Raw genomic sequence first — 24,572 nt, 5'->3', positions numbered from 1 at the left:
GGGCAGAATTGTCATGATGCAGGTCCAGGCAAAGGCCGGACCCGCCCAGGCGACAACCAGAACAGCCGGAAGCCCTTGAAGATCAGGTCGCAGACGCAGAAGGCAATCGAGGAACGGCGCGTGCGCGTGGTCGTCGCCGAACGCAATCCGCTCGTGATATCGGCGCTGCGCGACATGCTGGACTGCGACGGGCGCTTCGAGCTCCTGGCCTGCGTGCAAAGCGGCAGGCATTTTCTTGAGTTGGCAGCGGAAGGCGAATTCGACGTCGCAATCATCGGGTGGAAGCTTGCCGACATGGACGGCGCCGATGTGCTGGCCGAGGTTCACAGCCGCAAGCTCGGCGTGCGCATCGCGGTGTTTTCCAACGACCACGACATCGGCATCCTGAAGCAGTGCGTGCGGCTCGGCGCCCAGGGCTACTGCTTCCAGTTCGACGATCCGGCGATCATCTTCGAGACCATCCTGGCCGTCGCGCATGGCCGCATATGCATCCCCTACATCGACATCAACAAGGTCAACGACACACCCTTGTCGCTGCTCACGGTGCGCGAGCGCGAACTGCTGGCCGTGCTGTCCGACGGCTGGACCAATTTGCAGATCGCGACGCGCACCGGGATTTCGGAGAACACGGTGAAATACCACCTCAAGAATCTCTACGACAAGCTCGACGTCCGCAACCGGGCGATGGCCGTGGCGCTCTATGCGCGCGAGCGGCGTACCCAGAACCAGCCGTTCGGGTAGGAAAGCGATGAGCCGCGGGTAGGTCACCCGGGTGGGCAACCCCCACCCGCGCGCGGCAAGATGTTACCCCTTGAGGTGTTGTTGCCATTAGCCGTCGAGACGAAACTCCCCTCACCGCTTTGCTGGATCAGGAGGAGTTCGCGACATGGCCGGTTTCATCCATCTTTTCATTCCCGGACCGACCAACATCCCCGAACAGGTCCGGCAGGCGATGAACCTGCCGATGGAGGACATGCGTGCAGCATCCTTCCCCGATCTCACGCTGCCGCTGTTCGAAGACATCAAGACGGTGTTCAAGAACGAGACCGGCCGCGTCTTCATCTATCCCTCCTCCGGCACCGGCGTTTGGGAAGCGGCGATGACCAATGTGCTCAGCCCCGGTGACCGCGTGCTGATGTCGCGCTTCGGCCAGTTCTCGCATCTGTGGGTCGACATGGCCGAACGGCTCGGCTTCGAGGTCGATGTCATCGACTGCGAATGGGGAACCGGCGTGCCGCTCGAGCTCTATGCGGAGCGGCTCAGGGCCGACAAGGCGCACCGCATCAAGGCAGTCTTCTGCACGCAGAACGAGACCGCGACCGGCGTGACCAGCCACGTCGCCGGCTGCCGCGCCGCGCTCGATGACGCCAACCACCCTGCTTTGCTCTTCGTCGACGGCGTCTCGTCGATCGGCTCGATCGACTTTCGCCAGGAGGAATGGGGCGTCGATTGCGCGGTCAGCGGCTCGCAGAAGGGTTTCATGCTGCCCGCCGGCCTCGGTTTCCTCTCCGTCAGCAAGAAGGCGCTGGTGGCCTCGCGGAGCGCCACCCACCGCCGCTGTTTCTTCTCCTTCGAAGATATGATCCGCGCCAACGACGCCGGCTATTTCCCCTATACGCCGGCTACGCAGCTGCTGCGCGGCCTGCGCGCCTCGCTCGACCTGATCGCCGAGGAAGGGCTGGAAAACATCTTCGCCCGCCACCATCGCCTCGCCGAAGGCGTGCGCAAGGCGGTCGACGCCTGGGGCCTGAAGCTCTGCGCCAAGGCGCCGAAATGGCACTCCGACACCGTCAGCGCCATCCTGGTGCCGGACGGCGTCGACAGCGGCGATGTGGTCAAGCGCGCCTACCAGAAATACCAGACCGCGCTCGGCGGCGGCCTCAACAAGGTGATCGGCAAGGTCTTCCGCATCGGCCATCTCGGCTGGCTGAACGAGGTGATGGTGCTGGCCTCGCTCTCGGCCGCCGAAATGGCGCTGCTCGACTGCGGCGTACGGCTGGCGCCCGGCTCCGGCGTCGGCGCCGCCATCCAGCACTTCCGCGCCTCGGCCGCCGTGCCGGTCGCCGAAGCCGCCTGAGGAGCCGACAATGAGCCACACCATCAACCACCTCAAGAAATTACGGCTGCAGCGCAGCGAGCTGGCGGTTCCAGGCTCCAGCCCGGAAATGATCGACAAGGCGGCCAACAGCGCCGCCGACTTCATCTTCCTCGACATCGAGGATGCGGTCGCCCCGCCCGACAAGGAACGCGCCCGCAAGAACATCATCCAGGCGCTCAACGACATCGACTGGCGCGCCAAGGGCAAGACCGTCTCGGTGCGCATCAACGGCCTCGACACGCACTACATGTACCGCGACGTGGTTGACGTCATGGAGCAGGCCGGTGACCGGCTGGACACCATTTTGGTGCCGAAGGTCGGCGTGCCGGCCGACCTCTACATGGTCGAGGCCATGGTCAACCAGATCGAGATGGCAAAGGGTTTCAGGACCCGCGTCGGCCTCGAAGCGCTGATCGAGACCGCGCTCGGCATGGCCAATGTCGAGGCGATTGCCGCGACACCCGGCCGGCTGGAAGCAATGCATTTCGGCGTCGCCGACTATGCGGCAAGCTGCAAGGCGCGCACGGTCAACATTGGCGGCCTCAACCCCGACTATCCCGGCGATCAGTGGCATTTCGCTCTGTCGCGCATGACCGTCGCCTGCCGCGCCTATGGCTTGCGCGCCATTGACGGGCCGTTCGGCGACTTCTCCGATCCGGAGGGCTACATCGCTGGCGCCAGGCGCGCGGCGGCGCTGGGCATCGAAGGCAAGTGGGCGATCCACCCCTCGCAGATCGCGCTTGCCAACGACGTCTTCTCTCCACCGGAAAAAGAGGTCACCCGCGCCCGGCGCATCCTCGAAGTGCTGAAGGAGGCGGAGGCGCAGGGCAAGGGCGCGGCCGCCCTCGACGGCAAGATGATCGACGCCGCGTCGGAACGCATGGCGCGCAATGTTCTGGTGGTCAACGAGGCAATCGAACGCGCCGGTCAATTCTCTAGTGAGCCGCGCGTCGCCACGCATTGACCGTTCAGGGAGGACAAAATGGACATCCACGAATATCAGGCCAAGGAACTGCTGGCACGCCACGGCGTGCATGTGCCGCGCGGCGGGCTGGCCTACAGCCCCGAGCAGGCAACCTACAGGGCGCGCGAGATCGGCGGCAGCAAATGGGTGCTGAAGGCGCAGGTGCATTCCGGCGCCCGCGGCAAGGCCGGCGGCATCAAGCTATGCGCCAATGACGAGGAAATCTCCGACGCCGCCGAAGCCATGCTCGGCCGCAAGCTGGTGACACAGCAGACCGGCCCGCGCGGCAAGCTGATTTCGCGCCTCTATCTCGAGGAAGCCGTCGACATAGCGCAGGAGCTCTATGTCGGCTTCGTCCTCGACCGCAAGGAAGAGCGCGTCATGATCGTGGCTTCGGCTGCCGGCGGCATGGAGATCGAGGACATCGTCGAGAAGGCACCGAACTCCATCCTGCGCACATCGGTCGATCCCGGCGTCGGCATGCAGCGTTTCCAGGCGCGCGAGATCGCCTTCGGGCTCGGCCTCGACCACAATCTGATCGGCAAGGCGACCGAAACCATCTTCGCCTGCTATCAGGTGTTCCGCGACTACGACGCCTCGATGCTGGAGATCAATCCGCTGGTGGTGACCCGCGACGGCAATCTGATCGCGCTCGACGCCAAAATGTCGTTCGACGAGAACGCGTTGTTCCGCCGGCCGGAAATCTCCGAGCTGCGCGACAAAAGCCAGGAAGATCCGCGCGAAACTTTTGCCAGCGACCGTGGCCTCTCCTATGTCGGCCTCGACGGCAACATCGGCTGCATCATCAATGGCGCAGGGCTCGCCATGGCGACCATGGACATGATCAAGATCGCCGGCGGCGAACCGGCCAACTTCCTCGACATCGGTGGCGGCGCCTCGCCCGAGCGGGTGGCGAAATCCTTCCGCGCCGTGCTCGGCGACAAGAATGTCGAGACCATCCTGGTCAACATCTTCGCCGGCATCAACCGCTGCGACTGGGTCGCCGAAGGCATCATCAAGGCAATACGCGAGGTCGGCGTCAACGTGCCGCTGGTGGTCCGTCTCTCCGGCACCAGGGCCGAGGAAGGCCGCCGCATCCTGGCTGATTCCGGCGAGGCGGTGATCGTCGCCGACACGTTGGCCGAAGCCGCCGAAAAGGCCGTCGCCGCATGGCGCGCGGCCATCAAGAAAAAAGCAGCCTAGAGCCGGATGATTTCAGGTCGAATCGACCTGAAATCTGAATCCGTCTCTAAAATCAAACAGATGGAGCATGATGTCGTCCGAAAACCGCTTCACACTTTTCGGCATCATGCTCTAGGGAGGTCGAGAAAATGGCAATCCTGCTCAACCGCAGCACCCGCGTCATCGTCCAGGGGTTCACCGGCAAGATCGGCAGCTTCCATGCCGAGGACATGAAGCGCTACGGCACCAAGCTGGTCGGCGGCGTCACCCCCGGCAAAGGCGGCCAGAAGCATCTCGGCCTGCCTGTCTTCAACACGGTCAAGGGCGCGGTGCGCGAGACCCGCGCGGAGGCCAGCATCGTCTTCGTGCCGCCGCCATTTGCCGCCGATTCCATCATGGAAGCGGCCGACGCCGGCATAAAACTCTGCGTCTGCATCACCGACGGCATCCCGTCGCAGGACATGATGCAGGTCAAGCGCTACATGCTGCGCTACCGCTACGAGGACCGCATGCGGCTGATCGGCCCGAACTGCGCCGGCGTCATCACGCCCGGACAGGCGCTGATGGGCATCATGCCCGGCAGCATCTATCTGCCTGGCCGCGTCGGCATTGTCGGCCGCTCCGGAACGCTCGGCTACGAGGCGGCGTCGCAGATGAAGTCGCTCGGCATCGGCGTCTCGACCAGCGTCGGCATTGGCGGCGACCCGATCAACGGCTCGTCCTTCAAGGACATGCTGAAACTGTTCGAACAGGATGACGACACCGACGCGGTGGTGATGATCGGCGAGATCGGCGGACCGCAGGAAGCCGAAGCCGCGATCTGGGCGCGCGATAATATGCGCAAGCCCCTGATCGCCTACATCGCCGGCCTCTCCGCCCCCAAAGGCCGCCGCATGGGCCACGCCGGCGCCATCATCTCGGCCTTCGGCGAGTCGGCGCAGGAGAAGGTCGAGATTCTAAAGGACGCCGGGGTGATCATCGTGCCGACGCCGTCGTCGTTTGGCGAGGTGGTTGCAGAGACACTATCACGTATGAAGAAGGCCGCCTGAACAGCGGCCTTCGCGTTCGACCGCGCCTCATGCCGCCTTGTCGGCTGCCGGCTTCGCGACCTTGGTGCGGGTGGCGCTGCGGCGGCCGTCGACGCTGACCGGAATGTCGCCGTCGACCGTGGCGCGACGCACCACCCGGTGCTGGTCGCCGTAATCGTTGACGGCGTAGTGCTGCGTCGCGCGGTTATCCCAGATCGCCACATCGCCGGCCTTCCAGCGCCAGCGCACGGTGTTCTCCGGCGCCGTGACATAGGACTGGAACACCTCGTAGAGCTTCGCCGAATCGCTTTTGGAAAGACCGATCAGCCGTTGCACGAAATTGCCGAGCAGCAGCGAGCGCTCGCCTGTTTCGGGATGGACGCGGACGACGGGATGCTCGGTCTCGTAGATCGTCGAGGTGAAGATTTCCTCGAAGTGCTTCTTTTCCGCAGCACTCGCACGCGGCCGCACCGCGGCGTAATCGTAGGCGTTGCTGTGCACCGCCCAGAGATTGTCGGCCAGCAGCTTCAACGGCTCGGGCAGGTCCTGATAGGCGGCCGCGGTGTTCGACCAGATGGTGTCGCCGCCGGCCGGCGGTATGACGACGCCGCGAAGAACGGAGAATTTCGGATAGGCGTCGACGAAGGTGACATCGGTATGCCATTGGTCGGCGCGACCGCCGCCACGGCTGGAATCGAGTTCGAGAATGGACGCCGTTCCCTTGACGGGACCTTGGGTCGGATGCGGGACGAGGTCGCCGAGACGCTGGGCAAAGCGCTCCTGCCCGGCATCGTCGAGATGCGCCTGGTCGCGGAAGAACACCACCTTGTGCCGCAACAGGATCTGGTTGATCGCCGCGACCGTCTGCTGCGGCAGGTCGCCGGAGAGCCGAATGTTCCTGATCTCTGCGCCGACGCGTCCGGTAAGCGGGACAATATCGGCATCCGGGATGATCTGCTCTACGGGGGTAAGTCCGGTCATGGGAACCTCTTCCTCTAAAGCCGCGGGGCTGGTGGCAATGCTCCGCCGTCTGCCGGCCGCATAGCGATCGGCGGAGCAACTCCCTCATCGGGAGCCGACTTGCTTGGCAACGAGAGCACTGATCTCAACTCAGGAGGCGAAGGCCGCCAAGGCTTGCGAGCAGTACCGAGATCCCATTCAAAGCGTAATTCTACAAATTCCATAGACATTTCTTTTCAAAGTTCGGCGGCCCTGAGAAAAATGCCTTCTGTCCAATTCGTTCGTGAGCGGCAGGCGGTGGAGCGCTGCGCGACGCGGCCCGCACCAGTAGTGACGCTGTCGTATCCCCTTCGATATTGGAGATGGCGGGTGAATTGCATGCCTGATATTGATGGCTTCCACGCATCACGCAGGCGCCGAGATGACAGACTCCGATAAGGCTGACGCTGTCGAGCAATTGCTCGATACGCCTGACCTCGCCACCGCGCTGGAAAGCGACCAGTTCAAGAAATTTCTCGACCAGATGCCGATCGCGATCGCCGTCTCGGAATTGATCGCGAAGGAACGTGTCGTCTACGCCAATCCCGAATTCGAGAAGCTCTCGGACCTCAAGGCGCCGAAGCTTGCGCGGGAAAACTGGGCGGCCCTTTCCGGCAGGGGGCTTCATCGGCAGAAGGACAGGCCGCTCGCCGAGGCTGTCGTTGAAGACACCGATTTCGTCGGCACGTTTCGCCTCGAGCGCGGCGAGGACAAGCCGGCAATCGTCGACGTTTATTCCAACGTTATCGAGGACGACAACGGCAAGCTCTGCTTCCGGCTGGTGGCGCTTGTCGACGTCACGGCACACGGTGAGACCGAGGACGCGCGACCCGCGGAGGAGCTCATCCGGGAGAAGGACACCCTGTTGCGCGAACTGCAGCATCGGGTGAAAAACAATCTGCAGATGATCACCGCTTTGATCCGGATGGAAACCCGCAACGCCACCGAACCGGACCAGAAGCGTTTCGAAAGGCTTGCCGGCCGGGTAGACGCATTGGCAATCCTCTACCAGACCTTGTCGGCTGACCAGCAGAAGGATGAGGTGGATCTTGGCGTGTACCTTAGCCAGATCGCGTCCGCCGTCATGGCGTCGCACGCAGTCGAAGGTATCCGCCTCGACCTTAAGGTGGATACCTATCCGGTATCCATCAACGTTGCCATGCCGACAGGCCTGGTCGTCAATGAGTTGCTGACCAACGCTCTCAAACATGCATTCGTCGGGCGCGATGGCGGCACGATCACGCTGCACAGCGTCGTCAGCGGCGATGGTTGCCGGGTGACTGTCGCCGATGATGGGATCGGTCTGCCGACGGGTGAGACCTGGCCCAGGCCCGGCAAGCTCGGCTCCTTGATCGCGCGGTCGCTGACCGAAAATGCCAAGGCGCAATTCGACGTCAAGTCGAGTGCCGGCGAGGGAACCAGGGTCACCATCGTCTTCAAGCGATCGGCGGCGACGGACTGAGGCTATGCAACGGCGCGCCGGCAAATCCCGGCCGGACAGGTGCTTCGGGCGCTCGCGGGTGTGGCCTTAAGTCGCAAACGATTTGGCTGCAGAAGCGGGGCGCCGGGCTTCTTTGACGGTGCTATCAGCACCATATGTGGTCCACAGCCCTCCAAAACGAGAGAAGCTCGCTCCGACCGGTCGCATCGCGGCCGTCAGCCGGCAATGGCTATGAACCAGGAAACTGAAAACCATCATGCGTGAAAATATCAGACCAGCGTCGAGAGACGTCCCCCTCATTCAGCTAGGCCTGCACCAGTGCCGCTTCCCGGTGAGCGAAGACCGGTCGGTACCCGGTGGTTACCGGTTTTGTGCCGGGCCGACGTCGCCGGATCGCGTCTACTGCGATCACCACCACACCGTCGTGACGGCCGTTGACCCTCGTCGAGCCCGTCCGGGTCTCCATTTCCCGCAACGACGCGCCGCTTAGGTCAACCACATCCCCTGCCCCGCCACCGGCAAAGCCGGGGACTCAGGTGCAGGAGGCTGGCCGGTGCGAGCCAAGCGGCGTTCGCGTGCGGCTCTGCGACCTCTTGTTGCAACTCTGCTGCGGCCGGTTCAAGCGCCAAAGGCGATGATTTGGCGTCGACGGCCTGAGAAGCCGCAATGATTTCAATGGCCGAAAAATTATGGTGCGGTCGAGAAGACTCGAACTTCCACGGGTTGCCCCACAGCGACCTCAACGCTGCGCGTCTACCAATTCCGCCACGACCGCCCGTGGTAGGAGCCGGAACGAACCGGCTCGCGGCGTGTAGCAAATCGTTTCCTGCGAAACAAGGGCGCGGCGCGCAATAATCGCCGCGAATTGGCATATCGGCCTCTACAGCGCCGCGCGTCCTGTGGGACGCGCAAAGGACGCTGCAGCACTTTGATTTGGCGCATGATCCTTTCCGAAGATCGTTCCTATCTTCGGGGTCGTGCGCGAAGGCCGAAATGCGTGGCGAACTGGACGTTTCAGCCGGATACCGCCATATGAAGGGCAAATGCATTTGGCCCCAGAGCGCAAGCCGGTTTCGCCAAGCCGGCGTGCGTCACGCGAAAAACGAAAAAGCCATGACCGAACGCAGCCAGATCGCCACGTCGTTCCTGCCCTTGCCGGCTTCGGCGCCGGTCGAATGGCGCATCGAGCCCGGCCTGACCGGCTACACCGATGCGCTGGCCCTGATGGAAGCGCGCGCCGAGGCGATCCGCACGGGTGCGGCCGCCGAGATGGTCTGGCTGGTCGAGCATCCGCCGCTTTACACCGCCGGCACCAGCGCCCGCATCGAGGACTTGATCGACCCCGACCGTTTCCCGGTCTTTGCCGCGGGGCGAGGCGGCGAATACACCTATCACGGGCCGGGGCAGCGGGTTGCCTATGTCATGCTTGACCTGAAGCGCCGGCGCGAGGATGTGCGCGCCTTCGTCGCCGCGCTCGAGCAGTGGATCATCGGCACGCTTGCCGCCTTCAATGTGCGCGGCGAACGCCGCGAGGACCGCGTCGGAGTCTGGGTGGTGCGGCCCGAGCGCCCGTCCCTGCCCGACGGCTCGCCGGCTGAAGACAAGATCGCGGCCATCGGCATCCGGCTGCGGCGCTGGGTGAGCTTTCATGGCATTGCCGTCAATGTCGAGCCGGATCTCAGCCATTTCAGCGGCATCGTGCCATGCGGCGTGCCGGATCACGGCGTCACCAGCCTCGTCGACCTCGGCCTGCCCGTGACCATGGGCGATTTCGACCTGGCGCTGAAATCCGCCTTCGAGGATGTTTTCGGGGCAGCGGAGTCAACTTCTGCAGAACCGGCTCGCAAGGCCGGCTGAGTCTCGCCTTGACCAACGCTCAAAGCAACCGCGCCGAGGCCCACAACAGCCCGAAACCGTGAATGGCGAAGACGGCCAGCAGCGCGCCGGCCATGGCGAAACGGTCGAAGATGCGGATCGGCTTCAATTCGTGGCGCGGTTTTACCCCGCTACCCACTGTCATCAGGCTGAGGATGGCAAAGACGGCGCCCGCCACCAGCAGAAAGCTTTGGGAAAAGCCGGCCAGCCAGCCAAGCCATAGCAAGGCCGAGAGCAGGGAAAACGAGGCGAGCGCCAGGGCGACCGGCCCCGGGCAGATCTGGCGCAGCACCTGACCGCCGTCGAATTTCCACACCGGCACCAGATTGGCGATGTTGAACAGCGCGGCAAAGCCGGCAAGCGTCGCCAGAAGGGCCGCGGCGAGCCGATGTCCCTCGCCGGATGCGAGCCCGCTGGCGACGATCAGCAGCGGTACCAGGAACGCGGAAAAACCAGCGCCCATCAGCGCCACGAAGGCGACCTCGAAGCGGCTGTCATAAGGCCGGCCGCCAATGGCGATGCCGCCGAGCAGCGGGATAAAGATCATCCGCGCCTTGCGATGACCGGTTAGCCGAAAGGCCGCCATGTGGCCGAGCTCATGCAGGGCAACCACCGAGGTCAGGATCGCGGCCAGCGCCAGGCCGCCGAGATTGAGCCCGAAGAACGGCCAAAGGATGAAAGCCGACAGAACGGCGAAACCGACCTGGCTCAGCGGATGCTCGAACCAGCCGCCCTTGCGATACTGTCCGGTCCTCGCCCAGATCTCCAGCTTGCCGAGCTCGCGGCGCATGGCGAAGTAGCGGAACACCAGGAAGGCGACGCCGCGATAGCGATCGGTCTGACTGAGCGTCACCCGCGTGCCGGCACCTTCCGAGGTGAGTTCGGTGGTCTCATAAAAATCCTTCCAGAACGACGCGTCGAGCGCGGTATCCTCGATGACCCGCATCGAAAAACGACTGCCTTCGACGACGTCCTCGAAGCGCGACCTTCGCTCGATCGGCTGGCCGTCCCGGCCCTCCCAGGACAGCAGGATGCGGGCCGTGCCCTGCCCGTCCAGCGGCTGGGCCGAGAGTATCTCGCCGGACCAGCCGGCATCGCTGCCGAGCGGCCACAGCGCCTGCCAGAGGCGCTGCCGGTCCACCGCAACCACGCGGCTCAGCCGCACCGTGCGCAAACCGAGCGGCGCGGTCATCAGAAGGAAAATCAGTCCGAGATTACCGGCCACGAGAAGGGCCGTCACGATCGGCGACACCTGAGGTTTTTTGCTCCCTGTCTTGGCGGGGCAGCCTAGCGTCATGGCGGCAAGAAAGGCTTAACGGCACAGCGCCTTCCTGCCCGCCTAAAACAGTGCGGCGAACCGCAGTTGCATCACATGGCGCCGATCCAGACAGCCATGGAAACCAGAAACGCACTCATGCACACCAACGAAACGACGTCCTGAACAAGATCGCTCATAACTCTCTCCTGTTGTTGATATGTTCGTATTTTGTTCTAACTTTGTTCGAAAGTCAATGAGCGGAAAGCGGCATGCCGACGAATCCTGACAGCCGGTTTGGGCAGGGTTAAGGAAAGGTTGACGGGGTGACGGCAGTGCTGACGCAGGGCGCATCCCATGCCTTTGCGATCGGGACACGCACCAATCACTTCGTGATCCTAGGGCGGAGCAAGGAGCGCAGCGACGCGGCGCAGACCCTAGGATGAGGAAGTTGGGGCCTACAACGGAACGACCTTGCCATCCGCCAACGTCACCCGGCGGTCCATGCGCGAGGCGAGTTCGTGATTGTGGGTCGCGATCAGCGCGGCAAGGCCGGACTGCTTGACCAGCGCGCCAAGCGCCTCGAAGACATAGGACGCGGTGACCGGGTCGAGATTGCCGGTCGGCTCGTCGGCCAAAAGCAGCAAGGGCGCATTGGCGACGGCACGGGCGATGGCGACGCGCTGCTGTTCGCCGCCGGACAGCTCCGACGGACGGTGCGACGCGCGCTTGCCGATCTGCATATAGTCGAGCAGCTGTGCTGCGCGCTCCGACGACTCCTTGCGCGAAAGCCCTTTGATCAGCTGCGGCATCATGATGTTTTCGAGCGCCGAAAACTCCGGCAGCAGATGATGGAACTGATAGACGAAGCCGACATCGTTGCGGCGGATTGCCGTGCGTTCGTCGTCGGAGAGCCGTCCGCAGGCGCGGCCGGCCAGAATGACGTCGCCGGCGTCGGGGCGCTCGAGCAGGCCCGCCGTGTGCAGCAGCGTCGACTTGCCGGTGCCCGACGGCGCCACCAGCGCCACCATCTCGCCGCGTTTCAGCGAAAAGTCGGCGCCGTTCAAAATGGTGAGCTTGCGCGGCCCCTGGACATAGTGCCGCTCGACGCTCTTCAGCTCGATAATGATCTCGGACTTCATTCGTATCTCAAGGCCTCGACCGGATCGAGCCGTGCGGCGCGCCATGCCGGAAACACTGTTGCCAGGAAGGACAGGCCGAGCGCCATCAGGATGACATAGGTGGTCTCGCGCGGGTCCATCTTTGCCGGCAGCTGGCTGAGGAAATAGAGTTCCGGATTGAACAGCACCTTGCCGGTCATCCAGGAGAAGAACTGGCGGATGGATTCGATGTTGGTGCAGATGAGCACCCCGAGCAGCACGCCGGCCAGCGTGCCGGTGACGCCGATCGCAGCACCCGTCATCAGGAAGATGCGCAGGATGGCGCCGCGCGAGGCGCCCATTGTGCGCAGGATGGCGATATCGTGGCCCTTGTCCTTCACCAGCATGATCAGGCCGGAGATGATGTTGAGCGCCGCCACCAGCACGATCAGCGTCAGGATCATGAACATGACGTTGCGCTCGACCTGCAGTGCTGAAAAGAACGTCTCGTTGCGCTGGCGCCAGTCGACCATGTCGATCGGCCGTTGCGCCGCCGCATCCACCAGCGGTTTCAGCGCGTCGACATTATCGGGATTGTCGACATAGATCTCGATCGTCTGCGCCCTGCCGTCCATGTTGAAATAGAGCTGCGCTTCGGAAAACGGCATGTAGACGATGGAGCTGTCATACTCCGACATGCCGACCTCGAAGATCGCCGCCACCTTGTAGCCCTTCAGCCGCGGCGTCGTGCCCATCGGCGTCACATCGCCGTCCGGCGAGATCAGCGTGATGGTGTCGCCGAGCACAAGGCCGAGATTCTCCGCCATGCGCTTGCCGATGGCGACGCCATCGCCGGAGTCGAAGCCGTCAAGCGTGCCTTGCTTGACGTTTTGGGCGACGATGGCGATCTTGCCGAGGTCTTCGGCCCTGATACCGCGCACCAGCGCGCCCATGCCGCCGCCGACATTGCCTTGCGCCAGGACCTGGCCGTCGATCAGCGGTATCGCGTATTTGACGCCGGCCACGCCGTTGATGCGGGCTGCGACCTGCGCATAGTCCTCAAGCGGCGAATCCAGCGGCTGCACGATCAGATGGCCGTTGACGCCGAGGATGCGGGTCAGAAGTTCGGCTCGAAACCCGTTCATGACAGCCATGACGACGATCAGCGTGGCGACGCCTAGCATGATGCCGAGGAAGGAGATCGAGGCGATGACCGAGATCACCGTCTCCTTGCGGCGCGACCGCAAATAACGCCAGGCGACCATGCGTTCGAACATGGAGAACGGGCCGGCGACCGGAGACTTGGTGACCGGAGACTTGGCGACCGGAGACTTGCCAACCGGAGACTGGGCTACCGAAGACTTCGCTGCCGCGGCTTCGCTCATGCGGTTGCACCGAAGCGTTTCCTGGCCTCCGCGACCGGCAGCGTATCGCGCTCGCCGGTCCGGCGGTTCTTGATCTCGATCTCGCCGGCGGCCACGCCGCGCGGCCCGACGATCACCTGCCAGGGCAGGCCGATCAGGTCTGCGGTGGCGAACTTGCCGCCCGGCCGCTGGTCGGTGTCGTCGTAAAGCACATCCTTGCCGGCGCTGGTGAAGGCGGCGTAGAGCTCGCCGCAGACGCGGTCGCACTCGGCGTCGCCGGCCTTCATGTTTATCAGGCCGATGTCGAACGGCGTCACCGCTTCCGGCCAGATGATGCCGTTATCGTCATGGCTGGCCTCGATGATCGCTGCCACCAGCCGCGACGGACCGATACCGTAGGAGCCGCCGGAAACGAAATGATCCTTGCCGTCGGGCCCGGTCACCTTGGCGCCCATGGGCTTGGAATATTTGTGGCCGAAATGAAAGATGTGGCCGACCTCGATGCCGCGCGCCGAGACCCGGTCGGCCTCGCCAAGCTTGTCCCAGGCCGCCTCGTCATGCATCTCGTCGGTGGCGGCGTAAGGCATCGTCCACGTCTTGACGATGTCGGCGATCTCGCCGTCATTGCCGAAGTCGGTTTTCTCGCCGGGCACCTGCAGCGACAGATATTCGCGGTCGCAATAGACCTGGCTCTCGCCGGTGTCGGCCAGGATGATGAATTCATGGCTGAGATCGCCGCCGATCGGCCCGGTGTCGGCCCGCATCGGAATGGCCTGCAGCCCCATGCGCGTGAACGTTCGGAGATAGGATACGAACATGCGGTTATAGGCGGCCTTCGCGCCCTCGAAATCGAGGTCGAAGGAATAGGCATCCTTCATCAGGAATTCGCGTGAGCGCATGACGCCGAAGCGCGGCCGCACCTCGTCGCGGAACTTCCACTGGATGTGGTAGAGGTTGAGCGGCAAGTCCTTGTACGACTTGACGTAGGCGCGCACGATCTCGGTGACCACTTCCTCATTGGTCGGACCGTAGAGCATGTCGCGGTCCTGCCGGTCCTTGATGCGCAGCATCTCCTTGCCATAGTCGTCATAGCGGCCGCTTTCGCGCCACAGATCGGCCGACTGGATGGTCGGCATCAGGATTTCCAGCGCGCCGGCGCGGTTCTGCTCCTCGCGGATGATGCGGCAGACCTTGTCGAGCACCAGCTTGCCCAGCGGCAGCCAGGAAAAGCTGCCCTGCCCCTGCTGGCGGATCATGCCGGCACGCAGCATCAGCCGGTGCGAGACGATCTCGGCCTCGCGCGGATTTTCTTTCAGGATGGGCAGGAAAAACTGCGACAAACGCATGGACAGGTCCGTGAGAGAGGAGGCTGCGCCGGAATCGGCGCGGCTGGCTTGCTTGCCCCGGCTTCATAGCTATTTCGTGACGGAATGGAAACCCGACCGGCCGCATCGGTCCGAAATCGCAAAAATCGATTCTTCTTCCAAAGACCTTCGCACCGAAAACGATAATGCTTTTGATGCAAAATGATGACCCTGACTCCGAAGTGCTCACACACGCTTTGCGCGTCCGGGCGACGCGGCACACCTGACCAGATTAAGGCGGCAGCCCCGGTGTTGTTCGTTTCGCAAGCAAAGCCTGCCGCACTATTGTGCACTGCAGCACAGATTGCCCGATTGCGGGCAAAATTCTGCGTGACAATTTCATCAGGGTTAGGCTAGTGTGCCCCGATAACCGAGAGGGTGGAGAAAAATCTGCTCTCCTACGCGGTCAAAGTCTTGGGAGGATGCGATCTAGGCGCGGTTACCCGCTGCCGCCGGAAACCGGAAAACAGATCGGAACGCGTTTAAATTGCAAGGCCTTGTGCCTTGCATTTTTTTTGCCCGATCATCTGGTTAGATCAACCTGTTCCCAAATCACGTGAGCTTGCGTCAGCCTGATACCCAGCCGTGATTCTAATGCGGGTGGGCTATGCCTGGCCGCCGATTGCGCATCGCAAGCTGGTGAGCCAAAACCCGAGTTTGGCGCTCCGAAACAGGCACAAACCCACCCGATCCATCGGCAGAAACAGGTTTTAGTTAGCCGGCGCCTGGGTGGCTTCGGGGATGATGTGCGGGACTTCGTCGAGGCTGTAGCCCAGCCCGTGCGTCAGGCCGTAGAAAACCCCCATGACGACAGCCGTGACGATGGTGGTGCGGATCACGGCGCGCAGCATATGCGGTCCGCGCGGCGCGCTCGCAACCGTGCCCAGCGTCACGTCCTGGTCTTCATCCTGCGTCTTGACGCTGAACGGCAGCACGATGAACAACATCAGCCACCAGGTGATGAAGAACAGCGCGGCAAATGAAATCCAGCTCATGCCTGTTCCAGTTCGACCAACGTGCCGAAGAAATCCTTGGGATGCAGGAACAGCACCGGCTTGCCGTGAGCGCCGGTTTTGGGATTGCCGTCGCCCAGCACGCGGGCGCCGCTCGCTGTGAGGTGATCGCGCGCGGCAAGGATGTCGTCGACCTCGTAGCAGACATGATGCATGCCGCCCGAGGGGTTCTTGTCCAGAAAGGCCGCGATCGGCGACCCCTCGCCCAGCGGCTCCAGGAGTTCGATCTTGGTGTTGCCGACATCGACGAACACCACCGTCACGCCATGCTCGGGCAAAGCCCGCGGCGCGGTGACCTTCGCGCCAAGCGTATCGCGATAGGCCGCGATCGCCGCGGCCAGGTCCGGCACGGCAAGCGCTACATGGTTCAGGCGTCCCAGCATGAAGTGCTCCACAAGTTAAGGGAGTAGGGAATGGGCAGTAGGCAGTAGTGATACATCTGCATTTTTCTCCACTGCCTACTGCCTACTGCCTATTCCCTCACCTCGTCACAAACACCGTCACCAGCGGCTTCTTGCCCCAGGCTTCGTTGGCGGCGCCGCGCACGGCGCGGCGCACCGCTTCCTGCACCAGGTCGAGGTCCTTGCGGCGCTGGCGAGGGATCGAGTCCACCGCGCCGACGGCCGCGTCGAGCATCAGATCTTCCATGTTGTCGCCGCGGGCATCGGCCTCGGCGACGCCGATGGCGACCAGGTCTGGATCGCCGGCGAGCTCATATTTGTCGTCGAGCACGACATTGACCGCGACATGGCCGGCGAAGGATAACTTGCGCCGGTCGCGTATGCCCATCGCCTGGTCGGTGCCGATCAGCCTGCCGTCCTTGTAGATGCGGCCGAACGGCACCTGGTCGATGATCGTGGCCGGACCCGGCGCCAGCCGCAGCATGTCGCCGTCGCGCACTTGCGCCACCTGGCCGATGCCGGAGGTCGACATCAGCGACCCCTGCGCCACCAGATGCGCGGCTTCGCCATGCACGGGAACGCCGATCTGCGGCCGCACCCACTCATACATCCTGCGCAATTCGCTGCGGCGGGGATGGCCGGAGACATGCACCAGCGCGTCGCCATCCTCGATGATCTTGATGCCGAGGTCGATTAGGCGGTTCTTGATCTCGAGGATCGCCTTCTCGTTGCCGGGAATGGTGCGTGAGGAAAACACCACCGTGTCGCCCGCCGTCAGCGACACCGATTTCATCTCGTCGCGCGAAAGTTTTGCCAGCGCCGCCAGAGACTCGCCCTGGCTGCCGGTGCAGATGATGACCAGGTTCTCGCGCGGGATGAAGCCGAAATCCTCTTCGGCGATGAACTCCGGCAGCCCGTCCATGTAGCCGAGTTCGCCGGCGACATCGATGACCCGCTTCAGCGAGCGGCCGAGCACCAGGCACTGGCGGCCGGCATCGCGCGCCGCCTTGGCGATGGAGACGATGCGTCCGACATTGGAGGAGAAGGTGGTGACGGCGACACGGCCGACAGCGCTCTGAATGACGCCCCTGAGGCCTTCGCCGACCGCCACTTCCGACGGCGATTCGCCTTCCCTGAGCGCATTGGTCGAATCGCAGACCAGCGCCAGCACACCCTTGTCGCCATAGGCGCGAAACCGCGCCTCGTCGGTTTTCGGACCGATCGTCGGTTCCGGATCGATCTTCCAGTCGCCGGTATGGATGACGGTGCCGGCCGGCGAGGTGATCGCCAGCGACATCGGCTCGGGGATCGAGTGCGCCACCGGAATGGCCTCGATCGAGAACGGGCCGACAGTGAATGTTTCGCCTGCCCGGTAGATCGTCACCGGAATTTTCTTCGGCGCGCCCTGCTCGCCCTGGCGCTTGGCGTCCAGCAGGCCGGCGCTGAACGGTGTCATCCACACCGGCGCCTTCAGCTTCGGCCAGATGTCGAGCAGCGCCCCGTAATGGTCTTCATGCGCATGGGTGATGATGATGCCGCGCAGGCCGGCGAGGTTCTCCTCGATGAAGCGGGTATCGGGCAGGATCAGGTCGACGCCCGGGTGCGCTGCGTCGGGAAAGGTCACGCCGACATCGACGACGATCCACTCGCGCGCGCTAGGCGGCCCATAGCCGTAAAGGGCGAAGTTCATGCCGATCTCGCCGACGCCGCCGAGCGGCACGAAGACGAGTTCGGCGTTTTGCGCTTTCGCCATCAAATTTCCCTTCCCGGCCCTTGCGACCAGCCCTAAATCTTTGCCGACGCGACGGCGCCGAAATGCACGTCGCCGGCGGCTACCGTCACGACCGACCCCTCATCATCGCGGATCACGAAACGGCAGTCCGCGTCAATGGTCTCGAAGGTACCGCGCACCACATTCCCGTCAATCCTGACAGCAACCTCGCCGCCAAGCCCCGCCGCGCGCGCCAGCCAGCGACGCCGGATGGCGTCGAGCCCGCGTCCGTCGTCCCACAGCCGGGCATTGTCGGTCCAGGCATCGGACAGCGCCAAGAACAGCGTTTCGGCGTCGCATGTCGCGCCCAGTGCCTGAAGCGATGTCGCCGGATACGGCAAATCCGGCGGATGCGCCACCACATTGACGCCGATGCCCACCGCCACCGCGAAACGGCCGCCATCGAGAATGGCCGATTCCAGCAGGATGCCGGCCAGCTTGGCGCCGGAGGCCAGCACATCGTTCGGCCATTTCAGCTCGAAGCGGTTCTGCCCCTGGCTGGCGCCGTCGAGGCCGATGGCGATCCTGCCCTTCGGCACCACGGCGTCGAGCGCATCGGCCAGCGACAGGCCGGCGACGAAGCCCAGCGTCGCCGCCAGACGCAACTCACCGCCGGTGATGACCAGCAATGTCGCCGCCAGATTGCCCTCGGGCGATACCCAGGCCCTGCCGCGGCGGCCACGGCCGCTTTCCTGCTTCTTGGAAACGACCCACAATTTGCCGGGATCGCCTGCCCTTGCATGGTCCAGCGCCAGCGTGTTGGTGGAACCCACACTGTCATGCGCCTCGAGCCGGAACCCTTCCGTCTCAGAGGTTGGAGCCAGCCGAAATGCCATCCGGTCAGAAAAATGTCTTGGCGGCGGCTTCGGCGTAGGTCGCGATCGGACCGCCGATCAGCACATAGAACAGCACGAAAGCGCCGGAGACACCAAGCACGAGGCGCAGCTCAACCGCCATCGGCACGAAGCCGCCGGCCGGTTCGTCGAACCACATGATCTTGATGATGCGCAGATAGTAGAAAGCGCCCACCACAGAGGCCAGCACGCCGATGATCGCCAGCGCATAGAGGTTGGCGTTGATGGCGGCGAGGAACACGTACCATTTCCCCCAGAAACCGGCGAGCGGCGGGATGCCGGCCAGCGAGAACATCAGGATGGTCAGGATCGTCGCCATGATCGGGTTGGTCGACGACAGACCGGCGAGATCGCTGATCTGCTCGACATTGCCTTCCTTGCGCCGCATGGCGAGGATGAAGGCGAAGGTGCCGAGCGTCATGACCAGATAGATCAGCATGTAGATGGCGACGCCGCGCACGCCGGCCTGGCTGTTGGCGGCAAGGCCGACCAGCGCGTAGCCCATATGGCCGATCGAGGAGTACGCCATCAGCCGCTTGATGTTGGTCTGGCCGATGGCGGCAAAGGAGCCGAGCGCCATCGAGGCGATCGAGATGAAGACGATGATCTGCTGCCAGTCGGAAGCGATCGGCTTGAAGGCGCCCATGGTGACGCGCACGATCAGCGCCATCGCCGCCATTTTGGGGGCAGCCGCCAGGAAAGCGGTGACCGGCGTCGGTGCGCCCTCGTAGACATCGGGCGTCCACATATGGAACGGCACCGCCGAAATCTTGAAGGCGAGGCCGGCCAAAACGAAGACCAGGCCGACGACGAGGCCGAGCTGGCGCTCACCGCTGCCAAGCGCCGAGGCGATTTCCTGGAAGCCGACATTGCCGGTGTAGCCGTAAATGAGGCTGATGCCGTAAAGCAGCATGCCCGACGACAGCGCGCCCAGCACAAAATACTTCAAACCGGCCTCGGTCGAACGCAGATTGTCGCGGTTGATCGCGGCCAGCACGTAGATCGCCAGCGACTGCAGCTCGAGGCCGAGATAGAGCCCGATCATGCCGTTGGCCGAGATCATCAGCATCATACCGAGCGTGCAGAGCAGGATCAGCACCGGGTATTCGAACTTGTCGAAATGCTCCTGCCTGGCGAAGCGCATCGACATCACCAGCGTCACCGCCGAACCGATCAGCGACAGCACCTTCATGAAGCGGGAGAACGGATCCTGGATGAAGGCGTTGCCGTAGGCTGCGCCCTGTCCCGTGGGAAAGATCAGCCATAGGCCTGCGATCACCAGCACGGCGACGGCAAGGACAGTCACCAGAATGGCAGTGTTGGCGCGCGAATAGGCGCCCACCATCAACAGCGCCAGCGCGCCGATGGCGAGGATCAGCTCCGGCGTCGAGAGCGAAAGGCTGGAATAAAGGTCCGGCGTCATGGTTCGCAAAACCTCTGGTCAGTTCGCCGCCGCGGTCTGCGCGGCGCCGATGGATGCGGTGACATTGGTGACGAGCGCCTTGACCGACTGGGCCGTGGCATCGAAGACGGGAGCGGGATAGACGCCGAAGAAGATGACCAGCACGACCAGCGGGTAGATGATCGCCTTCTCGCGCGTCGACAGATCGAGCAGGCCCTTCAGGCTTTCCTTGGTCAGCGCGCCGAAGATCACCCGGCGGTAGAGCCAGAGCGCGTAGGCCGCCGACAGGATGACGCCGGTGGCGGCGAAGAAAGCCACCCAGGTGTTGACCCGGAACACGCCGAGCATGGTCAGGAACTCGCCGACGAAACCTGACGTGCCCGGCAAGCCGACATTGGCCATGGTGAAGATCAGGAACACCGTGGCGTATTTCGGCATGTTGTTGACCAAGCCGCCATAGGCGTCGATCTCGCGCGTGTGCATGCGGTCGTAAATGACGCCGACGCACAGGAACAGCGCGCCCGAGACGAGGCCGTGGCTCAGCATCTGGAAGATCGCGCCCTGCACGCCTTCCTGGTTCATGGCGAAGATGCCCATGGTGACGAAGCCCATATGGGCGACGGAGGAATAGGCGATCAGCTTCTTCATGTCCTCCTGCATCAGCGCCACCAGGGAGGTGTAGATGATGGCGACGACCGACAGCGTAAACACCAGCGGCGCGAACATTTCCGAGGCCAGCGGGAACATCGGCAGGGAAAAGCGCAGGAAGCCGTACCCGCCCATTTTCAACAGGATGCCGGCCAGGATCACCGAGCCCGCCGTCGGCGCTTCGACGTGGGCGTCGGGCAGCCAGGTGTGCACCGGCCACATCGGCATCTTCACCGCGAAGGAGGCGAAGAAGGCCAGAAATAGCCATGTCTGCATGTGGGCCGGGAAGTTGTGGGTCAGCAGCGTCGGGATGTCGGTGGTGCCCGCCTGGAAGAACATCGCCATGATGGCGAGCAGCATCAGCACCGAGCCGGCCAACGTGTAGAGGAAGAACTTGAACGAGGCATAGACGCGGCGCTTGCCGCCCCAGACGCCGATGATGATGAACATCGGGATCAGGCCGGCCTCGAAGAAGACGTAGAACAGCACGATGTCGAGCGCGCAGAACACGCCGATCATCAGCGTTTCCAAGAGCAGGAAGGCAATCATGTAGGCCTTGACGCGCTTGTCGATCGCTTCCCACGACGCCAGGATGCAGAGCGGCATCAGGAACGTCGTCAGGATGACGAACAGCATCGAAATGCCGTCGACGCCCATATGGTAGGAGATGCCGGAATCCAGCCAGGCAAACTTCTCGACGAACTGGAAGCCGGCCTGCGAATTGTCGAATCCGGTCCAGACGAACAGCGAGATGATGAAGGTGGCCGCCGTCGTCGTGAACGCGATGGCGCGGATGTTGCGACGCGCATTCGGGCTGTCATCCCTGATGAACAGGATCATCAGCACACCTACGAGCGGCAGGAAGGTGACCAGCGAGAGGATTGGCCAGGCGGTCATCAGAGCATCATCCAGGTGACGAGTGCGGCCACGCCGATCAGCATGGCGAAGGCATAGTGATAGAGATAGCCGGTCTGCAGCTTGACGACGCGGTCGGTGACGTCGACGACACGCGCCGAAATGCCGTCAGGGCCGAGCCCGTCGATGATGGTGCCGTCGCCGGTCTTCCACAAGAACCTGCCCAGCGCCTTTGCCGGCCGCACGAACAGGACGTCGTAGAGCTCGTCAAAGTACCATTTGTTGAGCAGGAAGGCATAGAGCAGCCGATGGTTGGCGGCGACGCTCCGGGGCAGTTCCGGCGAGCGGATGTAGAACTTCCAGGCGACGGCAAAGCCGATGATCATGGCGACGAACGGTGCCAGCTCGACCCACAGCGGCAATTCATGGATCTCGTGCAGGATGTGGTTGTCCGGCAGCGTGAACAGCGAGGCCTTCCAGAATTCGGCATAGGCTTCGCCGATGAAGGCACCATGGAAGATAACGCCGGCAAACAGCGCGCCCGCGGCCAGGATGAACAGCGGCACCAGCATCACCGGCGGCGATTCATGGACATGGTGCATGACGTCGTGGCTCGCCCGCGGCTCGCCGTGGAAGGTCATGAAGATCAGCCGCCAGGAGTAGAAGGAGGTGAAGCAGGCGGCGATGACCAGCAGGACAAAAGCGAGGCCGGCGACCGAATTGTGGCCGGCAAAGGCAGCCTCGATGATGGCATCCTTGGAGAAGAAGCCGGCGGTGCCGATGACGGTCACCGGAATGCCGACGCCGGTCAGCGCCAGCGTGCCGATCACCATCATCCAGTAGGTCTTCGGAATGAGCTTCCGCAGGCCGCCCATCTTGCGCATGTCCTGCTCGTCGGAGACGGCATGGATGACCGAGCCGGAGCCCAGGAACAGCAGCGCCTTGAAGAAGGCATGCGTGAACAAATGGAAGATCGCCGCGCCATAGGCGCCGACGCCGAGCGCGACGAACATGTAGCCGAGCTGCGAGCAGGTCGAATAGGCGATGACGCGCTTGATGTCGTTCTGAACCAGGCCGACGGTCGCCGCGAAGAAGGCGGTGAAGGCGCCGATGAAGGTCACCACCGTGAGCGCCGAATGCGACAGTTCGAAGAGCGGCGACAGCCGCGCCAGCATGAACACGCCGGCCGTCACCATGGTGGCGGCATGGATCAGCGCGGAAACCGGCGTCGGGCCTTCCATCGCGTCCGGCAGCCAGGTGTGCAGCGGCACCTGCGCCGACTTGCCCATGGCGCCCATGAACAGCAGCAGGCAGACGATGGTCATGGCCGCCTGCTTGTCCAGCGCATAGCCGAGGAAGGTCAGCACGGCGGCCCCTTGCGGCGCGCCTTCAGCCGGAATGAACGTCGCGGCATTGGCGAAGATGGTGCCGAGATTGACCGAGCCGAACAAAACGAAGACGCCGAAAATGCCGAGCGCGAAGCCGAAATCGCCGACGCGGTTGACGACGAAGGCCTTGATGGCAGCGGCATTGGCCGACGGCTTCTTGTACCAGAAGCCGATCAGCAAATAGGACGCGAGACCCACCCCTTCCCAGCCGAAGAACATCTGCACCAGATTGTCCGCCGTCACCAGCATCAGCATGGCGAAGGTGAACAGCGACAGATAGGCGAAGAAGCGCGGCCGGTTCGGATCGTGGTGCATGTAGCCGATCGAATAGATGTGGACCAGCGCCGACACCGTGTTGACCACCACCAGCATGACCACCGTCAGCGTATCGATCCTGAGCGCCCAGGACGCGTCCAAGCCGCCGGATTGGATCCAGCGCAGTACCGGCACGGTGAACACCTCGCCTTCGCCGAAGCCGACGGAGAAGAAGGCGACCCAGGACAGCACGGCCGAGATCACCAGGAAGCCCGAGGTGATATATTCCGATGCCTTGGCGCCGAGCGCATTGCCGAACAGGCCGACAATCAGGAAGCCGAGCAGCGGAAGGAAGACGATCGCTTGATACATGTTAGCCCCGTCAACCCTTCATCTGGTTCACGTCTTCGACCGCGATCGAGCCGCGGTTGCGGAAGAAGACGACGAGAATGGCAAGACCGATGGCCGCTTCGGCGGCCGCGACCGTCAGCACGAACAGGGCAAACACCTGGCCGACGAGATCGCCCAATGCCGCCGAGAAGGCGACGAAATTGATGTTGACCGCCAAAAGGATCAGCTCGATCGACATCAGGATGACGATGATGTTCCTGCGGTTCAGGAAGATGCCGAACACGCCGAGCGTGAACAGGATCGCCGATACGGTCAGGTAATGTGCGATGCCGACGACCATCTCAGAGCCCCTCGCCCGACTTGACCTTGCGGATTTCCATGCCTGTCGCCGGCGTGCGGCCGACCTGGGCGGCGATCGACTGCCGCTTGACCCCTTCCTTGTGGCGCAGCGTCAGGACGATGGCGCCGATCATGGCGACCAGCAGGATGAGGCCCGAAATCTGGAAGTAGTAGAGGTAGTCCGTATAGAGGATGTCGCCGAGTGCTGCGGTGTTTGTCCGCGCGGCAAGATCCGGGATGGGTTTGGAGACCGTCGAGGCCAGTTGCGGCGCGAAGGTGTAGCCGCCGAGCACCACGATCAGCTCGGCCGCCAGGATCAGCCCGACCAGCGCGCCGATCGGCGCATATTGCAGGGCGCCTTCCTTCATCTCGGCGAAGTCGACATCGAGCATCATGACGACGAACAGGAACAGCACCATGACCGCGCCGACATAGACGACAAGCAGGATCATCGCCAGGAACTCGGCGCCGGTCAGCATGAACAGGCCGGCGGCGTTGAAGAAGGTCAGGATCAGGAACAGCACGGAATGCACGGGGTTGCGCGACGAAATGACCATGAAGGCCGACGCCACCGCGACAAAGGCGAAGAGGTAGAAAAAGGCCGCCTCTAGTCCACTCAGCATTG

Annotated in this window: 22 protein-coding genes and 1 tRNA gene; 8 read left to right on the top strand and 15 right to left on the bottom strand. The window is 63.4% G+C overall.

All coding sequences use genetic code 11. The annotated features are described in order from the left end of the window. The first annotated feature begins 75 nt into the window (after window positions 1-75). From NKK50_RS02660 to sucD, 5 genes are all read left to right on the top strand, one after another. Window positions 76-741 (top strand): response regulator transcription factor, encoded by a 666-nt coding sequence (locus NKK50_RS02660; RefSeq protein ID WP_023741623.1) that lies wholly within the window; start codon window positions 76-78, stop codon window positions 739-741. Between the two features lie 145 nt (window positions 742-886). Further along, window positions 887-2,077, top strand: a complete 1,191-nt coding sequence (locus tag NKK50_RS02655; protein WP_352543073.1) for an aminotransferase class V-fold PLP-dependent enzyme — start codon at window positions 887-889, stop codon at window positions 2,075-2,077. A gap of 10 nt (window positions 2,078-2,087) precedes the next feature. Further along, on the top strand, window positions 2,088-3,062 hold the full coding sequence (locus NKK50_RS02650) for an HpcH/HpaI aldolase/citrate lyase family protein (RefSeq protein ID WP_023690973.1): 975 nt from the start codon (window positions 2,088-2,090) through the stop codon (window positions 3,060-3,062). An 18-nt stretch (window positions 3,063-3,080) separates the two neighbouring features. Further along, entirely contained in the window at window positions 3,081-4,265 is a 1,185-nt protein-coding gene (locus NKK50_RS02645; RefSeq protein ID WP_023833858.1) for a malate--CoA ligase subunit beta, read from the top strand. A 128-nt stretch (window positions 4,266-4,393) separates the two neighbouring features. Continuing rightward, window positions 4,394-5,293, top strand: coding sequence for a succinate--CoA ligase subunit alpha (gene sucD, locus NKK50_RS02640; RefSeq protein ID WP_023712719.1), 900 nt, complete (start codon window positions 4,394-4,396; stop codon window positions 5,291-5,293). Between the two features lie 27 nt (window positions 5,294-5,320). Here sucD and NKK50_RS02635 read toward each other — a convergent pair whose 3' ends face one another. Beyond that, window positions 5,321-6,253 (bottom strand): TauD/TfdA dioxygenase family protein, encoded by a 933-nt coding sequence (locus tag NKK50_RS02635; protein ID WP_023833859.1) that lies wholly within the window; start codon window positions 6,251-6,253, stop codon window positions 5,321-5,323. A gap of 400 nt (window positions 6,254-6,653) precedes the next feature. Here NKK50_RS02635 and NKK50_RS02630 point away from each other — a divergent pair, with 400 nt between their 5' ends. Beyond that, on the top strand, window positions 6,654-7,733 hold the full coding sequence (locus NKK50_RS02630) for a sensor histidine kinase (protein WP_023685214.1): 1,080 nt from the start codon (window positions 6,654-6,656) through the stop codon (window positions 7,731-7,733). 235 nt (window positions 7,734-7,968) lie between these two features. After that, window positions 7,969-8,202 carry a GcrA family cell cycle regulator gene (locus tag NKK50_RS02625; RefSeq protein WP_081726058.1) on the top strand — a complete coding sequence of 78 codons (234 nt, stop codon included), beginning with the start codon at window positions 7,969-7,971 and terminating at the stop codon, window positions 8,200-8,202. Between the two features lie 200 nt (window positions 8,203-8,402). On the opposite strand, the gene NKK50_RS02620 is transcribed toward NKK50_RS02625, so the two are convergent. Next, window positions 8,403-8,487, bottom strand: a tRNA-Leu gene (locus tag NKK50_RS02620). A 338-nt stretch (window positions 8,488-8,825) separates the two neighbouring features. Here NKK50_RS02620 and lipB point away from each other — a divergent pair. Next, window positions 8,826-9,569, top strand: a complete 744-nt coding sequence (lipB, locus tag NKK50_RS02615; RefSeq protein WP_352543072.1) for a lipoyl(octanoyl) transferase LipB — start codon at window positions 8,826-8,828, stop codon at window positions 9,567-9,569. A 19-nt stretch (window positions 9,570-9,588) separates the two neighbouring features. On the opposite strand, the gene NKK50_RS02610 is transcribed toward lipB, so the two are convergent. The 13 genes from NKK50_RS02610 to NKK50_RS02550 form a co-directional block, all read right to left on the bottom strand. Further along, window positions 9,589-10,839 carry a peptidase M50 gene (locus tag NKK50_RS02610; RefSeq protein WP_023700369.1) on the bottom strand — a complete coding sequence of 417 codons (1,251 nt, stop codon included), beginning with the start codon at window positions 10,837-10,839 and terminating at the stop codon, window positions 9,589-9,591. Between the two features lie 461 nt (window positions 10,840-11,300). After that, entirely contained in the window at window positions 11,301-11,984 is a 684-nt protein-coding gene (locus tag NKK50_RS02605; RefSeq protein WP_023690966.1) for an ABC transporter ATP-binding protein, read from the bottom strand. Next, window positions 11,981-13,219, bottom strand: coding sequence for a lipoprotein-releasing ABC transporter permease subunit (locus tag NKK50_RS02600; RefSeq protein WP_027050260.1), 1,239 nt, complete (start codon window positions 13,217-13,219; stop codon window positions 11,981-11,983). Before NKK50_RS02600 ends, NKK50_RS02605 begins: the two co-directional genes overlap by 4 nt. 104 nt (window positions 13,220-13,323) lie before the next feature. Then, complete coding sequence (gene proS / locus NKK50_RS02595; protein WP_023833860.1) at window positions 13,324-14,652, bottom strand: proline--tRNA ligase; 1,329 nt, start codon at window positions 14,650-14,652, stop codon at window positions 13,324-13,326. Between the two features lie 728 nt (window positions 14,653-15,380). Next, window positions 15,381-15,665, bottom strand: coding sequence for a DUF1467 family protein (locus NKK50_RS02590; RefSeq protein WP_023833861.1), 285 nt, complete (start codon window positions 15,663-15,665; stop codon window positions 15,381-15,383). Then, window positions 15,662-16,066: a methylmalonyl-CoA epimerase gene (gene mce / locus NKK50_RS02585; protein ID WP_023744673.1), complete on the bottom strand. Its 405-nt coding sequence runs from the start codon at window positions 16,064-16,066 to the stop codon at window positions 15,662-15,664. The genes NKK50_RS02590 and mce overlap by 4 nt, the downstream gene beginning before the upstream one ends. A 97-nt stretch (window positions 16,067-16,163) precedes the next feature. Further along, the gene (locus NKK50_RS02580) at window positions 16,164-17,837 is read right to left on the bottom strand and encodes a ribonuclease J (protein WP_023744672.1); all 1,674 of its coding nucleotides are present in this window, start codon (window positions 17,835-17,837) and stop codon (window positions 16,164-16,166) included. Window positions 17,838-17,869: 32 nt separating this feature from the next. Beyond that, complete coding sequence (locus tag NKK50_RS02575) at window positions 17,870-18,691, bottom strand: biotin--[acetyl-CoA-carboxylase] ligase (RefSeq protein WP_023670806.1); 822 nt, start codon at window positions 18,689-18,691, stop codon at window positions 17,870-17,872. A 4-nt stretch (window positions 18,692-18,695) separates the two neighbouring features. Beyond that, the gene (gene nuoN, locus NKK50_RS02570) at window positions 18,696-20,132 is read right to left on the bottom strand and encodes an NADH-quinone oxidoreductase subunit NuoN (protein WP_023706136.1); all 1,437 of its coding nucleotides are present in this window, start codon (window positions 20,130-20,132) and stop codon (window positions 18,696-18,698) included. Window positions 20,133-20,150: 18 nt separating this feature from the next. Next, window positions 20,151-21,656 (bottom strand): NADH-quinone oxidoreductase subunit M, encoded by a 1,506-nt coding sequence (locus NKK50_RS02565; protein ID WP_352543071.1) that lies wholly within the window; start codon window positions 21,654-21,656, stop codon window positions 20,151-20,153. Next, the gene (nuoL, locus tag NKK50_RS02560; protein ID WP_023833862.1) at window positions 21,656-23,629 is read right to left on the bottom strand and encodes an NADH-quinone oxidoreductase subunit L; all 1,974 of its coding nucleotides are present in this window, start codon (window positions 23,627-23,629) and stop codon (window positions 21,656-21,658) included. The genes NKK50_RS02565 and nuoL overlap by 1 nt, the downstream gene beginning before the upstream one ends. Window positions 23,630-23,639: 10 nt before the next feature. Then, the gene (gene nuoK, locus NKK50_RS02555) at window positions 23,640-23,948 is read right to left on the bottom strand and encodes an NADH-quinone oxidoreductase subunit NuoK (RefSeq protein ID WP_023670810.1); all 309 of its coding nucleotides are present in this window, start codon (window positions 23,946-23,948) and stop codon (window positions 23,640-23,642) included. Window position 23,949: 1 nt separating this feature from the next. After that, entirely contained in the window at window positions 23,950-24,570 is a 621-nt protein-coding gene (locus tag NKK50_RS02550; protein ID WP_023690957.1) for an NADH-quinone oxidoreductase subunit J, read from the bottom strand. Window positions 24,571-24,572: the final 2 nt, after the last annotated feature.

It is taken from the genome of Mesorhizobium sp. M0001, assembly GCF_040324255.1.
Taxonomy (GTDB): domain Bacteria; phylum Pseudomonadota; class Alphaproteobacteria; order Rhizobiales; family Rhizobiaceae; genus Mesorhizobium.
Note: the sequence above shows the minus strand (reverse complement) of the source record. Positions and strands in the feature narration are given on the sequence as shown.